The organism is Microbacterium sp. BWT-B31, from assembly GCF_041379855.1.
Taxonomy (GTDB): Bacteria; Actinomycetota; Actinomycetes; order Actinomycetales; family Microbacteriaceae; genus Microbacterium.
Window position 1 is genome coordinate 537,199 of record NZ_JBFECU010000001.1, and the last position, 15,687, is coordinate 552,885.

Below are 15,687 nucleotides of genomic sequence, written 5' to 3' on the forward strand. Positions count from 1 at the left end.
TTCATGCCTGACCTTGCCTCTCTGTGTTTTCGTTTCCCTCCGCCGACGCGCTGTGGGAGCCGGGCGTCGGAGGGGTCTGGGGGATCGCGCCGGTGAACGTGCCCTCGCGGTGACGACGCGCACGGCGGAACAGGCGTGGGAGCCCCGCGAGCCCGCCGGGGAGCACGAACAGCACGGCGAGCAGGATGACACCCTGGATGATGGCCGTCAGGTTCGGGTCGATCGCGTTGGTCATCTGCGGAACGAGCACGTAGTAGACACCGCCGATCACAGACCCCGCGATGCTGGCCGCCCCGCCGATGACCATCGCGGCGACGAGGCTGATCGAGTGGCCGAAGTGCAGGGTCTCGGGCGAGGTGTACTGCACGGCGACCATGTAGAGGAACCCGGCGACACCGCCGAACATGGCGGCGATCGTGAAGGCGAGCACTTTGTAGCGGTAGGGCGAGATGCCCATGGATGCCGCGACCGCCTCGTTCTCTTTCACGATCGCGAAGGCGCGCCCGAACTTGCCTCGCACGAGGTTGCGGGCCAGCACGAAGACCACCAGCGCGATGAGCATCACGATGTACAGCTGCCACTGGTCGTCGTACAGGCCGGTCCACTCGGGGGCGCTCGAGAAGCGTGCGGAGGTTCCCTGCGAGCCTCCGGTGACCACGTCGAGACGCTTGGCGAGGGGCACGCCCACGATCGGCAGGGCGATCGTCACCATCGCGATCGCGAGCCCGCCCAGCCGCGCGGCGGCCAGCGCCACGAGAAGGCCCATGACGGCCGGGATCAGCACCGCGAGGAGGAAGACCAGCACGATGTTCACGTCGGCGTTGACAGCCCAGGCCGTGGCGTACGCACCGACGCCGACGAAGAAGATCTGGCCGAGCGAGACCTGGCCGGTGTACCCCATGACGATGTTCAGACCGAGCACGGCGACCGCGTACACGCCGATGCGCGTGAGGGTCTGGTTCCAGAAGATCGGCAGCCCGAGCGGAAGCAGCAGCGCCACCACGACGATGACGACGATGAGGCCGATGCGGACCCAGCGGTTCTGGAGCAGGCGGGACAGAGCAGCCATCAGACTCGCACCACGACTTTCCGTCCGAACAGACCCTGCGGACGCACGATGAGGATCACGAAGATGAGGATGAAGGGCACGGCGATCTTGAGGTCGTGGCCGATGAACGGCACGTACACGGCCGCCAGGTTCTCGAGCACGCCGATTCCCCACGCGGCGACCACGGCCCCGATCGGACTGTTGAGCCCGCCGATGATGACCGCGGCGAGGGCGTACACCAGTGCGGTGTCCATCATTCCGGGGGTGAGGGTGAGCTGGGGCGCGACAAGCGCGCCGGCCACGGCGCCGAGCGCCGCGGCGAGGCCCCATCCGACCATGAGCAGCCGCCCCACCGGAAGGCCCGACAGTGCCGACGAGCGGGGGTTGACGGCCACGGCGCGCAGCGCCAGACCGAGCTTGGTGCCGAGGAAGAGCACTTGCAGCAGACCCATGATCACGACGATGGCCAGGATCGTCCCGAGCGAACGCACGCTCACGGTGGCGCCCAGGATGTTCACGCTGTCCAGCGAGAACAGCGAGGGGAACTGCCGGTTGTTGTAGCCCCAGATCCAGGCGCACACCCCGGTGGCCAGCGTCAGCAGGCCGATCGTGACCACGACCGCGGTATCGGGGTCGCCGCCTTCGAATCGGCGGATCAGGAACCGCTCGATGAGGCCGCCGAGCACGAACGACACCGCGACCGCGAGCAGGATCGCCAGAATCAGCGGCACGCCCCACTGCGTGAACGTGTAGGCGATGTATGCCGACAGCACCGCGAGCCCGCCCTGGGCGAAGTTGATCAGCCCGGTCGACTGGTTGACCAGCACGATCGCGAGCGCGAGGGCCGCGTAGATCGACCCGGTCGACAGGCCGTCGACGACGAGTTGGATGAAGACTCCCACTTCAGCCTCCCAGGTAGGCGCGGCGGATCTCGTCCATGCCTTTGAGCTCAGCCGTCGAGCCGGTGAGCACGTTGCGACCGGTCTCGAGGACCGTCGCCGACTCGACGAGGGTGAAGGCGAGGTTCGCGTTCTGCTCGACGACGAGCATCGCGATGCCGGACTCCTTGCGCAGTCGCCCGATCGCCTCATAGACGGTCTTGGCCGTGCCCGGCGCGAGACCGAGGGATGCCTCGTCCAGCAGCAGCAGGCGGGGCTTGGCCATGAACGCCCGGGCGATCGCGAGCATCTGCTGCTCGCCGCCGGACAGCGCCGCCGCCGCCGAGCGGATGCGGTTGCGCAGCTGCGGGAACAGGTCGAGACAGTAGTCGATGTCGCCGGGGACGCTCTTGCTGTCTTTGCGCAGGTAGGCGCCCACTCGCAGGTTCTCGCGCACGGTCAGCCCGCCGAGCGTGCCGCGACCCTCGGGCACGTGGGCGATGCCGAGCGCGGCCACGCGCTCGGGGCTGAGACCGGCGATGCTGCGGCCGTCGAACGTGATCGAGCCGCCGGTGCGCACCATGCCGCTGATCGCCCGCAGCGTGGTGGTCTTGCCCGCGCCGTTGGCGCCGAGGATTCCCACCGCGCCGCCCTCGGGGACCGAGAGCGAGATTCCCTCGAGCACGCGCACCGGGCCGTAGGACGCGGTGACGTCGTCGAGCTCAAGCAGCGTCATCCGCCGCATCCTTTCCGATGTAAGCCTCGATCACGCGCGGATCGGACTGCGCCTGGGCCGCGGTGCCCTCCATCAGCTTGCGGCCGTGGTCGAGCACGACGACACGGTCGGTGAGGGCCGCGATGAGGCCCATGTGGTGCTCGACGATCACGATGGTGACGTCGGCCTCGGCCTGGAGGGTCTGCACGGTGGCGATGAGCTGCTGCACCTCGGAGTGCGGCAGGCCCGCCGCCGGCTCGTCGAGCAGCAGCAGGCGCGGGCGCATGAGCAGCGCGCGGCACAGCTCGATGCCCTTGTGCAGGCCGTGCGACAGCTCGTCGGCGTGGAGGTCCGCCGCCCAGTCCAGCCCGTACCGTTCGAGCAGCTCGAGCGCCTCGGCGCGCAGCTGCTTCTCGGAGCGGGTCTGGCGGGGCAGGCGCAGCGACCACGGGACGGGTCCGCCCGGCAGGCGTGTGTGGGCACCGAGCATGACGTTCTCGAGCACCGTCTCGCGCAGCTGCAGCGCGGGGTGTTGGAACGTGCGGGCCAGGCCGTGACGCGACAGCGTCGCCGGGGGGGACCCGAGCACCTCGGCGCCGTCGATCGTGATCGAGCCGGAGCTGGGCTTGTAGTGGCCGCTGATGCAGTTGAACAGCGACGTCTTTCCGGCGCCGTTGGGGCCGACGAGTCCGAACACCTGTCCGGGCTCGACCTCGAAACCGACCTCTTCGAGCACCTTGACGCCGCCGAAGTGCAGGTTTACATCACGCAGGGTCAACTGTGCGGCCATCGCCTGCCTTTCTCTGATCGTCGCTTCGTCGTGCCGATGGGAGGGGGAGCGAGTCGTGATCGCTCGTCGGTGCCGTTGTGGGATGCGGGCACATGGAGCATATCCATGCCCGGGCCACGATTGTCAACAATTTTGGATCACTTCTGACGAGTCGACACACAATCGTGATCGAGACGGCTGCGTGGCGGCTATGCTGACCGACTTATGACGACGATCGCGATTCTCGGCCTCGGTCAGGCCGGCGGCATGTACGCGCGCGGACTGGCCGCCGCGGGTGCCGAGGTGCACGGCTTCGACCCGAACCGGCGGCTGGGCGACCCTGCGGTGACCCAGCACGACGACGTGGCGAGCGCTGTCGCCGGAGCCGACGTGGTCGTGTGTCTCGTGCCGGGCTCCGAGGCGGTGGATGCCGCGACCCAGGCGATGTCGCACGTACCGGCTGCCGCGCTCTACGCCGACCTCAACACGACCGCGCCCGGGACCAAGAGCGCCGTCGCCTCCCTCGCCCAGGCGCGGGGGATCGCCATGGCCGACATCGCCATCCTCGCACCCGTGCTGCGCGCGGGGCTTCGAACGCCGCTGCTTGCCAGTGGAGGCGGGGCGACGCGCTTTTCCGAGCTGATCGGACCCTTCGGCGCGCCGGTCGAGGTGATCGACGGCGAACCGGGCGACGCCGCCCGGAGGAAGCTCCTTCGCAGCGTCTACATGAAGGGTCTCGCGGCGCTCGTGATGGAGACCATGACCGCCGCGCGCGCGGCCGGCCTCGAGGACTGGGTGCGCGACCAGATCGCCGCCGAGCTCGAGAGCGCCGACGGGCACGCCACGATCGACGCGATGGATGCCGGCACCCATCGTCATGCGGTGCGCCGCGAGCACGAGATGCGCGCCGCACTCGCGATGCTCGAGGCGACAGGCCAGCCCGCCGACCTCACGCGGGCCACGGTCGCATGGTTCGAGCGCGTCGTCGCCGGCGAGGCCTGATCCCGCGCTGCGTCCTCGATTCCTTTGAACGGAATCGACGGCGAGCGGAAGCCGCGGCCCGCAGCATCCGCACGCTCAGGCATCCGCCCGCTCTCGTCCTGCCCCGCGATGCCCGCGGGGCAGGACGAGGATCGCGGGGGAGTCAGCGCACGCCGACCGTGCGCCAGCCACCGTGGTACTCGGTGCGCGCGGTCACCGCGTAGGGCACCGGGCTGACGATCGCGCGCACCGCGAGCTGCTCGTGCGGCTGCACCGTGGCCTTGCGCGAGCCGCCGTTCGGCTCACCCCACACGACGCGGACCTCTGCGCCGATCGGCACGTCGGCGTCGACAGTCGCGAGCGACAGGCCGCGCTTCTCGTTCGCGGTGACACCGGTGAACAGCGACAGGCCGACGGTCGTGCCGTCCTCGTCGATGACGGCGTCGTAGTTCGACGATCCGTAGTTGGCGTTGGGAAGGTCGAAGAACTGGTAGCCGGGGCCCTCGCGGTCGATGACCGTGGTGAGCAGCTTCGCGAGGTCGTCGTCGTTCCAGGCGAGGGTGACCTTCTTGCGCTGCGCGGCGGGGTCGATCTCGGCGAGCGCGTCGCGGCCGATGAAGTCGTGGTCGAACTTCACGAACGAGCCGTAGCCGAGCTCCCACGGGTTGAGGTAGTAGTCGTCGATGTCGTCCGACACGAACGAGCCGGCGAGGGCGTTGATCGCCTCGTAGCTGTTGTCGGGCAGCCACTCGCGGTAGCGTCGCTCGATGTCGCCGCCGGTGTAGACGGCGGGCAGCGGCGAGGGGATCCAGCCGGACTCGAGAGTGTTCGATGAGTACGCACGCGAGCCGCAGGGCTCGATGCCGAACTCGCGACCGGCCTCGAGCACGGCGTCGCGGATCTTCGCGTGGTGCTCGTAGGGGCCCCAGATCTCCAGGCCGGGGGCGCCGGCCATGCCGTGGCGGAGCGTGCGCACGCGCTCGCCGGCGATCGTGAGCTCTCCCATGTGGAAGAACTTGACCTGCTCGACTGGCCCGCCGGCGAGCTTCTCGATGATGGCCCACGCGTTCGGGCCCTGGATCTGGAAGCGGTGGTACTCGCGGTGCACGGCCTGCCCGTAGGGGCGCGAGGGGGAGCGGTCGTCGTAGCGGAACTCGACGTCGTAGCCGCCGGTTTCGGCGTGGAACTGCAGCCAGTTGGCGCCGGGCGCGCGGCCGACGTAGACGTAGTCGTCCTGGGACTCGTGGAAGAGGATGCCGTCGCCGATGACGCCGCCGTTGGAGGCGGTCGGCACGAACTGCTTCGCGGTGTTGACGGGGAAGTTCGCGAAGCTGTTGATGCCGGTGTCGCTCAGCAGCTTCAGCGCGTCGGGGCCCGACACGAAGAAGTTGACCATGTGGTGCGTCTGGTCGTAGAGCACCGCGGCCTCGCGCCAGGCGATCTGCTCGCGGCGCCAGTTGGTGAACTCGGCCGGCACGACCGGGTAGATGTAGGTGCCGAGCTGCGAGTCGCGCAGCATCTCGACGACGTTGCCCTTCTCGTCGAGCAGATCTTGCAGGGTGCGGGTCATTGTGGGGTTCCTTCGACTTCCTTGTTCGAGGCGTTGTCCAGATGCTAGGTCCAAAATATCCCTACGTCCAGAGGGATATTCTGCGGTGACAAAATTGTAGACAATTTCTTGACCACTGCGCCCGCAGTGTGGTTACCTGAGATCAGGAGGCGGTGCCGCCGCTCGACGTCGAGCGGGTCGCGCCCGCCTCCTCCGCGCGGAAGCGCGCCGGCGTGAGCGAGAGTCGCAGAGGAGTCCCATGGCCGAGAACCCCCACACGCTGCTGGTCGTCAGCGCCCACGCCGGGGACTTCGTGTGGCGCGCGGGCGGCGCGATCGCGTCCGCCACGATGCGCGGCGAGCGCGCGATCGTCGTCTGCCTCTCGTACGGCGAACGCGGCGAGTCGGCCAGCCAGTGGCTCGCGGGCAGATCGCTCGACGAGATCAAAGCCATCCGCCGCGCAGAGGCCGAGGCCGCGGCAACCGCCCTCGGCGCCGAGATCGAGTTCCTCGACCTCGGCGACTACCCGCTCGTCGAATCGCCCGAGGCGGTCGCGAAGCTCGTCGACGTGATGCGCCGCGTGCAGCCCTCGGTCGTGCTGACCCACACGCTGGTTGATCCGTACAACGGCGACCACCCCGCCGCGGCCCGCATGGCGCTGCAGGCGCGCGTGCTCGCGCAGGCCATCGGCGTCGCCAACTCCGACGGCACGTTCCCGTCCAAGGACGACATCATCGGCGCCCCGCCGGTCTTCTTCTTCGAGCCGCACCAGCCCGAGCAGTGCGACTTCACCCCCGACGTGCTGCTCGACATCACCGAGGCGTTCCCGCGCAAGCGCGCGGCGATGGAGTGCCTGCCCGCTCAGAAGCACATGTGGTCGTACTACACCGACCTCGCGGTGCGCCGCGGTGTGCAGGTCAAGCGCAACGCCGGCCCGAACCTGGGTCTGCCGCACGAGACGATGGGTGAGGCGTACGTGCGCTACTTCCCGCAGGTGACGGGCGTGCTCGAATGAGCCACGTCGTGGTGACCGACATCGTGCGCGCCGATCGCGAGATCGTCGACGCGCTCGCCGCGTTCGGGTCGGCGACCGTGCACGAGGCGCTGGGGCGCATCGGGTACGCGGGCGCCGGCATCCGCCCCATCCAGCACGATGTCGCGATCTCGGGCTCCGCGATCACCGTGCAGGTCGCCCCCGGCGACAACCTCATGGTGCACGCCGCGATCGAGCAGTCGCAGGAGGGCGACGTGATCGTCGTGGTGCCCACGACCGACTCGCCGTTCGGGTTCATCGGCGAGCTCATGGCGACGCAGATGCAGGTGCGCGGAGTGCGCGGCTACGTGACCAGCGGAGGCGTGCGCGACACCGCCGAGCTGCGGCGCATGGGCTTTGCGGTGTGGACGGCGCACGTCGCGGCGCAGGGCGCCGTGAAGGACACTGCGGGTTCGGTGAACGTGCCGGTCGTGCTCGGCGGCGTCATCGTGAACCCGGGCGACATCGTGGTCGCCGACGACGACGGCGTCACGATCGTGCCGCGGGCGCGCGCTGCGGAGGCGCTCGCCGCGTCGCAGTCCCGCGCCCAGCGCGAGGCCCGCAACCGCGCGAGGTACGAGGCCGGCGAGATCTCGATGGATATCAACCAGCTGCGCGGTGTGCTCGACGACCTCGGTGTCGTGTATGTGCCGCAAGAGGAATACGAGCGTGGCGGTCGCTGACGCGGTGCGTGACGGCATCCGCTGCATGATGATGCGCGGCGGCACGTCGAAGGGCGCCTACTTTCTCGCGGGCGATCTGCCCGCCGACGCGGGCGAGCGCGACGACCTGCTGCTGCGGATCATGGGCAGTCCCGACCCGCGACAGATCGACGGGATCGGCGGCGCGCACCCGCTCACCTCGAAGGTCGCTGTCGTCTCGCCCTCGACCGAGCCGGGCATCGACGTCGACTACCTGTTCCTGCAGGTCGTCGTCGACCAGGCGATCATCAGTTCGGCGCAGACGTGCGGCAACCTGCTGGCCGGCGTCGGCCCCTTCGCGCTCGAGCGCGGGCTCGTCCCGGCGGGCGGCGACAGCACGAGCGTGCGCATCCGGCTGGTGAACACGGGGGATGTCTCCACCGCCGTCTTCGCGACCCCCGGAGGCCGCCCCGACTACGACGGCGACATCGCGATCGACGGCGTTCCCGGCACCGCCGGCGGCATCTGTCTCGAACTTGCCTCGGGCGCAACGCCGCTGCTGCCGACCGGGCGTGTGGTCGATGTGATCGACGGCCACGAGGCCACCCTCATCGACAACGGCATGCCCGTGGTGCTGCTGCGCGCCGACGAGTTCGGCGTCACGGGTGACCAGACTCCGGACGATCTCGAGGCTCGCCCCGACCTCGCCGCGGCGCTCGAGCGGATCCGCCTCGCCGCGGGCCCGATGTTCGGCCTCGGCGACGTCACCTCGCAGACCGTCCCGAAGGTGTTCCTGCTCTCGCCCCCGCGCGGCGGCGGGGCCGTCTCGACCCGCGCGTTCATCCCGCACCGCGTGCACACCTCGATCGGTGTGCTCATGGCAGCCTCGGTGGCGGCGGGCGTCCGCATTCCCGGGGCCGTCGGCGCCGACCTGGCGATCGTGCCCGCCGAAGGGGCGCTGGGGATCGAGCATCCGTCCGGCGTCTTCGACGCACGCGTGAGCGTCTCGCAGGACTCCGCCGGGGTCTGGCACGGCACGTCGACCTCGGTGCGCACGGCCCGCAAGCTCTTCGACGGAGTCGTGTTCGCGCGACCCCGCCTCTAACCAACCGCTGTCAGAGAGGACGCAGCACATGACCGACTCCACTTCGTTCGACGTCGCCCACCTCGGGAACGTCGAACTGCTCACCCCCACGTTCGACAAGAGCCGCTGGTTCTTCGAGGACCTGCTTTCGATGCGCGCCGTGCACGAAGAGGGCGACTCGGTGTACCTGCGCACGTGGGACGAGTACCAGCTCTACACGATCAAGCTGACGGCATCGGATGCCGCGGGCGTGGGCCGCACGACGGTGCGCGCCTCGTCGCAGGAGGCCCTCGAACGCCGCGTCGCCGCGATCGAGGCGACCGGACTCGGCGAGGGCTGGATCGACGGCGAGGTCGGCACCGGCCCGACCTACTCGTTCCGCGACCCCGACGGGCACTCGTTCGGCATCTACTACGAGACCGAGCGCTATGTCGCCACCGACGACGCCCCGTCGCTCAAGAACCAGGCCTCGCGCTTTCCCGGCCACGGCGTGAACGCCCGACGCCTGGACCACATCAACTTCCTCGCGAAGGACGTCGAGGCGAACGGCGAGTTCCTGCGCGACGCGCTCGGCATGCGCGAGTCCGAGCGCATCCGCCTGGACAACGGCAAGTTCGCCGCGTGGTGGTTCCACTTCAGCCTGAAGTCGTACGACATCGTGTACTCCGACGACTGGACCAAGCACGGCAACCGCCTGCACCACATCGCGTTCGCGCCCGACACGCGTGAAGACATCCTGAAGGCCGCCGACATCTTCCTCGAAAACGGCATCCACATCGAGTCCGGCCCGCACAAGCACGCTATCAACCAGACGTTCTTCCTCTACGTGTGGGAGCCGGGCGGCAACCGCATCGAGTTCGCGAACGCCGGAGCGCGCCTGCTGCTGGATCCCGACCAGCCTGTGGTCGAGTGGAGCGAACAGGAGCGCAAGAAGGGCCAGGCGTGGGGCATGAAGACGATCGAGTCGTTCCACACGCACGGCACGCCGCTGATCTGACCAGGGGCCGAGACCGGGGGCCGAGACCGGGGGGTGCCGGGGCGGCGTGGCATCCCCCTTGCCCCTCCGAGGGCTTCCCGCCGTGAGTCGGCGCGGCTTCGCCGTGACCGAATCAGGGGATTCGACCAGAACAGGACGATTCCGGCCAGAACGTCCTGCTCTCGCGAGATCTCCTGTTCTCGTGCGCGGCTTCACACCGACGGGCCTGGAATGAAGAGAGGGGCGGATGCCGCGTGCATCCGCCCCTCTCACTGATCGATGCGGGTCAGCTGTCGCCCCACACGTCCTCGGCGATGCCGACGACCGAGCGGACCTTGGCCCACTGCTGGTCTTCGGTCAGGACGTTGCCCTCTTCGGTCGAGGCGAAGCCGCACTGCGGGCTCAGGGCGAGTTGGCCCAGCGGCGCGAACTTCGCTGCCTCGTCGATGCGGCGCTTGACGTCGTCGGGGTTCTCGAGGTCGCCGCTCTTGGACGTGATGAGTCCGAGCACGACGGTCTTGTCGCCGGCGGGCAGGAACCGCAGCGGTTCGAAGCCGCCCGCGCGGTCGGTGTCGTACTCGAGGAAGTAGCCGTCGTAGTTCGTGTTCGCCAGCAGCTGCTCGGCGACCGGCTCATAGCCGCCCGACGAGATCCACGTGGAGCGGAAGTTGCCGCGGCACACGTGGGTCGTCACGACGAGGTCTTCGGGCTTTCCGTCGAGGATCCGGTTCAGGAGCGTCGCGTAGCGGTCGGCGATGCCGGTGGTGTCGATGCCGCGCTCCTTGGCCTTGTCGAGCTCGACCTCGGAGCACAGGTAGGCCCACGCGGTGTCGTCGAACTGCAGGTAGCGCGCACCGGCGTCGTAGAACGCGGCGACGGCGTCGCGGTACGCCTGCACGAGGTCGTCGACGATGGCGTCGCGGCCGTCGTAGAAGGAGGGGTCGATGTGGCCGGGCTCGAGGCGGAAGTCGAGCACCGTGGGCGCGGGGATCGTGAACTTCGGCTGCGCGCCGGTGGCCTTCGCGTCCTCCTTCAGCGCGCGGAAGTGGTCGAGGAACGGGTGCGTGCCCGAGAATCCGATCTTGCCGGTGATCTCGATGCCGCGCGGGCGGGTCTGCACGCCCTGGAACTGGATGCCGTGGTCGAGTTCGACGATGTCGACGCCGTCCAGCAGGCCGAAGAAGTCGAAGTGCCACCACGAGCGTCGGAACTCGCCGTCGGTGGCGAGCTGGAGGCCGTTGTCGGCCTCTTTGCGCACGAGGTCTGCGATGGCGTCGTCTTCGACGGCGCGCAGCGCCTGCGCGGAGAGGTCGCCGGAGGCGAAGTCGTGCCGTGCCTCGGCGACGGCGGCGGGACGGAGGAAGCTACCGACGACATCGGCGCGGTACGGGGGTCGAACGCTCATTCCGTGAGTCTATTGCGTGGCGGATGCCGCGGCCGAGGCATCTGTCACCCACTGACACAGCCGCCCTCGCCGGCGACCCGCCGGAACACGCCGCGCCGCGCGCCGCGTCGCGGCGACGTGCCCGAAAGCGAGAAGGGCGGGGGAGCGCACGGCACGCCCGGCGAGTGTCGGCAGGCGGGACTAGGGTGGTCCGGTGCCCGCTCCTGTCATCGCAGCCGAGAACCTCGTCAAGGCGTACAAGATCAAGAACAAGCCCGACTTCCTCGCGGTCGACGGGCTCTCGTTCGAGGTCGCGCCCGGCGAGTCGTTCGGCCTGCTGGGCCCCAACGGCGCCGGCAAGTCCACGACGATGAAGATGGTGGGCGCCGTCTCGACGCGCACGAGCGGCGACCTGTCGATCCTGGGGCTCGACCCCGACCGGTACGGCCCCGAGATCCGCTCCCGCCTGGGCGTCGTGCCCCAGCAGGACAACCTCGACGGCGAGCTCAACGCGCGCGAGAACCTCTACATCTACGGCCGGTACTTCGGCCTGCCCGGCAAGGTCTGCGCGCAGAAGGCCGACGAGCTGCTCGCGTTCGCGCAGCTCGAAGAGAAGGCCAAGAGCAAGGTCGACCAGCTCTCGGGCGGCATGAAGCGGCGCCTCACGATCGCCCGCGGCCTCATCAACGACCCGCGCATCCTGCTGCTCGACGAGCCGACGACCGGCCTCGACCCGCAGGCGCGCCACGTGCTGTGGGACCGCCTCTTCCGCCTCAAAGAGCGCGGCACGACCCTCGTGCTCACCACCCACTACATGGACGAGGCCGAGCAGCTGTGCGACCGGCTCATCGTCGTAGACAAGGGCCGCATCATGGCCGAGGGCACGCCCGCGTCGCTCATCCGCGAGCACTCGAGCCGCGAGGTGCTCGAGGTGCGCTTCGGCTCCGACCGCAACGAACAGGTCGCACCGCAGCTTCAGGGCATCGGCGACCGTGTCGAGGTGCTGCCCGACCGCATCCTGGTGTACACCGACAACGGCGAGAAGGCGCTCGAGCGGGTCACGACCGCGGGCCTGGAACCTCTGACCTCGCTCGTGCGCCGCTCATCGCTCGAAGACGTGTTCCTGCGCCTGACCGGAAGGTCGCTGATCGAATGAGCGACGGCATGAGCGAACGGATGCCGCGCGCCGCCGTCGACGCGTCGATCGACGAGCTGCGCGCAGAGGCGATGGAGTGGGGCCGAAGACCCCGTGGGAACGGCGCCCTCTATGTCGCCGAGCACGTCGTGCGCGCGATGCGCGCCTACGGCTGGACCATCGTCATCGGCGCGATCGGGCAGCCCGTGCTCTACCTCCTCGGCCTCGCGCTCGGCCTCGCCGCGCTGATCTCGGTTCCGATCACGGATGCCTCGGGCCTGGCGGTGCCGTACGTGACGTTCGTCGCACCGGCGCTGCTGATGACCGCGGCGATCCAGGTCGGCACCGAGGAGTTCACCTACCCGGTGATGGACGGCTTCAAGTGGCGGCGCTTCTTCTTCGGCTTCAGCGCCTCGCCGATCTCGCCCGGCCAGATCACCACGGGGGTGCTGCTGGGGGCGAGCGCGCGCATCGTCGTGGCATCCGCCGGCTACTACCTGTTCATCTGGCTGTTCGGGCTCGTCTTCCCGCCGGGGCCGCTGCTGACCCCTGAGACCGGCTGGATCGCGATCGCGGTAGGCGTGCTCGGCGGGTGGGCGTTCGGCGCCCCGCTCATGGCGTACGCAGCCTCGATCGAAGAGGACAAGGGACAGTTCGCGCTGGTGCAGAGGTTCGTCTTCATGCCGATGTTCCTGTTCTCGGGCACGTTCTACGCGCTGGACACCCTCCCGGTCTGGCTGCAGTGGATCGGCTGGATCTCGCCGCTGTGGCATGCGACCGACCTCGGCCGCACGCTCATGTACGGCCGGCCCACCGATCCGGCGCTCCTCGCCGTGCACCTCGCATACCTCGTCGTGCTCGCCGTCGTGGGCTATGTGCTCGCGCGGCGCGTCTTCGCGAGGAGGTTGGCGAAATGACCGCGGCTGCGACCACCGACACGTCGATGCGCACCGGCGGCGTGCGCGCGCTCTACGCGGGCAACCCCGGCGCCGTCGTGCAGCGCGGACTCGTGGCCGCGCGCTCGTCGAGCTGGGTCGTGGTGCTGTCGGGCTTCTTCGAGCCCGTGCTCTACCTCGCCTCGCTCGGCATCGGCCTCGGCGCCCTCATCGGCGACGTCGAGACCTCCGCGGGGTTGGCCGTTCCGTACGCCGCGTTCATCGCACCGGCGCTGCTCGCGGTGTCGGCCATGAACGGCGCGATCTACGACTCGACGTGGAACGTCTTCTTCAAGATGAACTACGCGAAGCTCTACGAGGCGATGCTCGCGACCTCGCTCGGGCCGCTCGACGTCGCGCTCGGCGAGATCGTCTATGCGCTGCTGCGCGGCCTGGTCTACGCGTCGGGCTTCCTGGCGATCATGCAGGTGTTCGGCCTGAACCTCGCCTGGACGGCGATCCTGGCCCTGCCCGCGGTGGTGATGATCGCCTTCGGGTTCGCCGCGGTCGGCATGGCGGTCACCAGCTACATGAAGGTCTTCCAGCAGATGGACCTCATCAACTTCGTGCTGCTGCCGATGTTCCTGTTCTCGGCGACCTTCTACCCGATCACCGTCTACCCCGAGTGGGTGCAGGTGATCGTGCAGGCGTTCCCGCTGTGGCACGGTGTCGAGCTGATCCGCGGCCTCACGACCGGGGCGCTGCATCCCGGCATGCTGTGGCACGTGCTCTACTACGTCGTGATGATCGGCCTCGGCCTCGTGTTCACGACCAAGCGCCTGCGGGCGCTCTTCCTCGGCTGAGCCCACGGGCCTGCCGCGGGGGCGGTCGTCTGCGACTGCGAAAGAGAAGAGCGGATGCCCCGGCACGAGGCATCCGCTCTTCTGCGGTCGATGACGGGGTTAAAGCGAGCCGGTCACTCCGAGGCCGATGTTCTCGTCGTAGTCGACGTCCTTCGTCTCTTTCGACAGCAGCAGCGCGACGAGGGTGAGCACGCCGGCGCCCGAGAGGTACACGCCGACGAGCCACGGCGAGCCGCCCGCCGCGGCCCACAGGGCGACCGCGATGATCGGGGCCAGGGCCGCGCCGAGGATCGACGACACGTTGTACGAGATGGCCGAGCCGGTGTAGCGGGTGTTCGTCGGGAACAGCTCGGGAAGCACCGCGCCCATCGGGCCGAACGTCACGCCCATCAGCACGAAGCCGAACACCAGGCACGCCTGAACGAGGGCGCCGGTGAACTTCGGGTCGGCCTGCGGCACGAGGAACACGGTGAACATCAGGCCGAACACGATGATGCCGGCCGTCACCCAGATGAGCAGCTTCTTGCGGCCGATGGAATCGGCGAGCGGGCCCGAGATCAGCGTGAACACGCCGAAGAACACCACACCGATGATCTGCATGATCACGAAGTCGGTGTAGCCGAACCCGAGGCCGGGCACGTACGCGGCCGGGTCGAACGGTGTGCCGGCGGTCTCGGCCGCGGTCTGGGCGCCCTCGAGCGTGGGCTTGGTGCCGTACGACAGCGTGAAGCTGGTCATCAGGTAGAAGAGCACGTAGGTCGCCAGCATGATGAACGTGCCGAGGATGAGCTGCCACCAGTTGTGACGGATGACGCTGCCCAGCGGGAACCTCTTGAGGGCGCCCTTCGCCTCGGCCTTCGCGAAGGTGCTCGACTCGACCAGACGCAGACGCACCCACAGGCCGATGATGACCATGATCGCCGAGAACAGGAACGGAACACGCCATCCCCACGCCAGGAACGCCTCGGAGCGCTGCGCGCCGCCGTCGGGGTGCGGCAGTGCGAAGTTGATCGTGAGGAAGACCCCGTTCGCGATGATGAAGCCGATCGGCGCGCCCAGCTGCGGGAACGTGCCATACCAGGCGCGCTTGCCCTTCGGCGCGTTCTCGGTCGCGACCAGCGCCGCACCCGACCACTCGCCGCCGAGCGCGAAGCCCTGGCAGAGACGCAGCACGAGCAGCAGCAGCGCCGCCCACCAGCCGATCTCGTTGTAGGTGGGCAGGCACCCGATCAGGAACGTCGCGATGCCCATCGTGAGAAGGGACGCGACGAGAGTCGCTTTGCGGCCGAACCGGTCGCCGAAGTGGCCGAACACGATCGCGCCGATGGGGCGGGCGACCATGGCCGCGCCGAAGACGCCGAACGACGCCAGCAGTGCCGTCGTATCGTCGCCGGTGGGGAAGAAGAGGATGGGAAAGACGAGGACGGCGGCGGTCGCGTACGCGTAGAAGTCGTAGAACTCGATCGTCGTGCCGACCAGGCTCGCGAGGATGACTCGGGAGCGGGGGTTGGTGGGGGCTGGTGCGGATTCTGTGGCAGTGGAGGTGGCTGCGGTGGAAGTCATGGGGGGACCTGTCGGGGAGAAGACTCGCGCGTCCTGTTGGGACGTTCCGGCGGGTGACGGCGTGGCACAGGGGTGGCGTGCCACGGGGTCAACACGGGGGCGGGCACCGGTGACGTCGGGCGGGGGGTCTCCCGACGACCGCGCCAGTATAGCGCCTGATCCGCGCGCTGCCTATGGTCGATGAGAGCGGTCA

The 15,687-nt window shown here is 69.0% G+C and carries 15 protein-coding genes; 8 read left to right on the top strand and 7 right to left on the bottom strand.

Features of this window, described 5'->3' with window-relative positions:
* Position 1: 1 nt before the first annotated feature.
* The 4 genes from AB1K54_RS02300 to AB1K54_RS02315 are packed head-to-tail and all read right to left on the bottom strand — an operon-like array spanning position 2 to position 3,431.
* Positions 2-1,069, bottom strand: coding sequence for a branched-chain amino acid ABC transporter permease (locus AB1K54_RS02300; protein ID WP_371201073.1), 1,068 nt, complete (start codon positions 1,067-1,069; stop codon positions 2-4).
* The gene (locus AB1K54_RS02305; protein WP_371201074.1) at positions 1,069-1,950 is read right to left on the bottom strand and encodes a branched-chain amino acid ABC transporter permease; all 882 of its coding nucleotides are present in this window, start codon (positions 1,948-1,950) and stop codon (positions 1,069-1,071) included. The genes AB1K54_RS02300 and AB1K54_RS02305 overlap by 1 nt, the downstream gene beginning before the upstream one ends.
* Before the next feature lies 1 nt (position 1,951).
* Entirely contained in the window at positions 1,952-2,662 is a 711-nt protein-coding gene (locus AB1K54_RS02310) for an ABC transporter ATP-binding protein (RefSeq protein WP_371201075.1), read from the bottom strand.
* Positions 2,649-3,431 carry an ABC transporter ATP-binding protein gene (locus AB1K54_RS02315; protein WP_371201076.1) on the bottom strand — a complete coding sequence of 261 codons (783 nt, stop codon included), beginning with the start codon at positions 3,429-3,431 and terminating at the stop codon, positions 2,649-2,651. The genes AB1K54_RS02310 and AB1K54_RS02315 overlap by 14 nt, the downstream gene beginning before the upstream one ends.
* A gap of 204 nt (positions 3,432-3,635) precedes the next feature.
* On the opposite strand from AB1K54_RS02315, the gene AB1K54_RS02320 reads away from it, so the two are divergent.
* Positions 3,636-4,412 (top strand): DUF1932 domain-containing protein, encoded by a 777-nt coding sequence (locus AB1K54_RS02320; RefSeq protein WP_371201077.1) that lies wholly within the window; start codon positions 3,636-3,638, stop codon positions 4,410-4,412.
* Positions 4,413-4,554: 142 nt separating this feature from the next.
* Here AB1K54_RS02320 and AB1K54_RS02325 read toward each other — a convergent pair whose 3' ends face one another.
* Positions 4,555-5,961 (bottom strand): aminomethyl transferase family protein, encoded by a 1,407-nt coding sequence (locus tag AB1K54_RS02325; protein WP_371201078.1) that lies wholly within the window; start codon positions 5,959-5,961, stop codon positions 4,555-4,557.
* A gap of 238 nt (positions 5,962-6,199) precedes the next feature.
* On the opposite strand from AB1K54_RS02325, the gene AB1K54_RS02330 reads away from it, so the two are divergent.
* Genes AB1K54_RS02330 through AB1K54_RS02345 form a run of 4 tightly spaced genes read left to right on the top strand, consistent with a single transcriptional unit; the run spans position 6,200 to position 9,695 of the window.
* A complete protein-coding gene (locus AB1K54_RS02330; protein ID WP_371201079.1) occupies positions 6,200-6,955 on the top strand; it encodes a PIG-L deacetylase family protein in 756 nt (251 codons plus the stop codon).
* A gap of 8 nt (positions 6,956-6,963) precedes the next feature.
* Positions 6,964-7,656, top strand: a complete 693-nt coding sequence (locus AB1K54_RS02335) for a 4-carboxy-4-hydroxy-2-oxoadipate aldolase/oxaloacetate decarboxylase (RefSeq protein WP_371201080.1) — start codon at positions 6,964-6,966, stop codon at positions 7,654-7,656.
* The gene (locus AB1K54_RS02340; protein WP_371201081.1) at positions 7,643-8,719 is read left to right on the top strand and encodes a 4-oxalomesaconate tautomerase; all 1,077 of its coding nucleotides are present in this window, start codon (positions 7,643-7,645) and stop codon (positions 8,717-8,719) included. The genes AB1K54_RS02335 and AB1K54_RS02340 overlap by 14 nt, the downstream gene beginning before the upstream one ends.
* Positions 8,720-8,747: 28 nt before the next feature.
* On the top strand, positions 8,748-9,695 hold the full coding sequence (locus AB1K54_RS02345) for a VOC family protein (RefSeq protein ID WP_371201082.1): 948 nt from the start codon (positions 8,748-8,750) through the stop codon (positions 9,693-9,695).
* Between the two features lie 265 nt (positions 9,696-9,960).
* Here the strand turns inward: AB1K54_RS02345 and AB1K54_RS02350 are convergent, their stop codons facing one another.
* Complete coding sequence (locus AB1K54_RS02350) at positions 9,961-11,079, bottom strand: 5-methyltetrahydropteroyltriglutamate--homocysteine S-methyltransferase (protein WP_371201083.1); 1,119 nt, start codon at positions 11,077-11,079, stop codon at positions 9,961-9,963.
* A gap of 193 nt (positions 11,080-11,272) precedes the next feature.
* Here AB1K54_RS02350 and AB1K54_RS02355 point away from each other — a divergent pair, with 193 nt between their 5' ends.
* The 3 genes from AB1K54_RS02355 to AB1K54_RS02365 are packed head-to-tail and all read left to right on the top strand — an operon-like array spanning position 11,273 to position 13,931.
* Positions 11,273-12,214, top strand: coding sequence for an ABC transporter ATP-binding protein (locus AB1K54_RS02355; protein ID WP_371201084.1), 942 nt, complete (start codon positions 11,273-11,275; stop codon positions 12,212-12,214).
* An 8-nt stretch (positions 12,215-12,222) separates the two neighbouring features.
* Entirely contained in the window at positions 12,223-13,110 is an 888-nt protein-coding gene (locus AB1K54_RS02360) for an ABC transporter permease (protein WP_371201085.1), read from the top strand.
* Entirely contained in the window at positions 13,107-13,931 is an 825-nt protein-coding gene (locus tag AB1K54_RS02365; RefSeq protein WP_371201086.1) for an ABC transporter permease, read from the top strand. Before AB1K54_RS02360 ends, AB1K54_RS02365 begins: the two co-directional genes overlap by 4 nt.
* 99 nt (positions 13,932-14,030) lie before the next feature.
* Here the strand turns inward: AB1K54_RS02365 and AB1K54_RS02370 are convergent, their stop codons facing one another.
* Positions 14,031-15,494 (bottom strand): MFS transporter, encoded by a 1,464-nt coding sequence (locus AB1K54_RS02370; protein WP_371201087.1) that lies wholly within the window; start codon positions 15,492-15,494, stop codon positions 14,031-14,033.
* Between the last annotated feature and the right edge of the window lie 193 nt (positions 15,495-15,687).

Bases quoted from the DNA above. Each gene is read 5' to 3' on its own strand.
- AB1K54_RS02300 (WP_371201073.1), bottom strand. From the start codon at position 1,069: ATGGCTGCTCTGTCCCGCCTGCTCCAGAACCGCTGGGTCCGCATCGGC.
- AB1K54_RS02310 (WP_371201075.1), bottom strand. From the start codon at position 2,662: ATGACGCTGCTTGAGCTCGACGACGTCACCGCGTCCTACGGCCCGGTG.
- AB1K54_RS02315 (WP_371201076.1), bottom strand. From the start codon at position 3,431: ATGGCCGCACAGTTGACCCTGCGTGATGTAAACCTGCACTTCGGCGGC.
- AB1K54_RS02320 (WP_371201077.1), top strand. From the start codon at position 3,636: ATGACGACGATCGCGATTCTCGGCCTCGGTCAGGCCGGCGGCATGTAC.
- AB1K54_RS02325 (WP_371201078.1), bottom strand. From the start codon at position 5,961: ATGACCCGCACCCTGCAAGATCTGCTCGACGAGAAGGGCAACGTCGTC.
- AB1K54_RS02330 (WP_371201079.1), top strand. From the start codon at position 6,200: ATGGCCGAGAACCCCCACACGCTGCTGGTCGTCAGCGCCCACGCCGGG.
- AB1K54_RS02345 (WP_371201082.1), top strand. From the start codon at position 8,748: ATGACCGACTCCACTTCGTTCGACGTCGCCCACCTCGGGAACGTCGAA.
- AB1K54_RS02350 (WP_371201083.1), bottom strand. From the start codon at position 11,079: ATGAGCGTTCGACCCCCGTACCGCGCCGATGTCGTCGGTAGCTTCCTC.
- AB1K54_RS02360 (WP_371201085.1), top strand. From the start codon at position 12,223: ATGAGCGAACGGATGCCGCGCGCCGCCGTCGACGCGTCGATCGACGAG.
- AB1K54_RS02365 (WP_371201086.1), top strand. From the start codon at position 13,107: ATGACCGCGGCTGCGACCACCGACACGTCGATGCGCACCGGCGGCGTG.
- AB1K54_RS02370 (WP_371201087.1), bottom strand. From the start codon at position 15,494: ATGACTTCCACCGCAGCCACCTCCACTGCCACAGAATCCGCACCAGCC.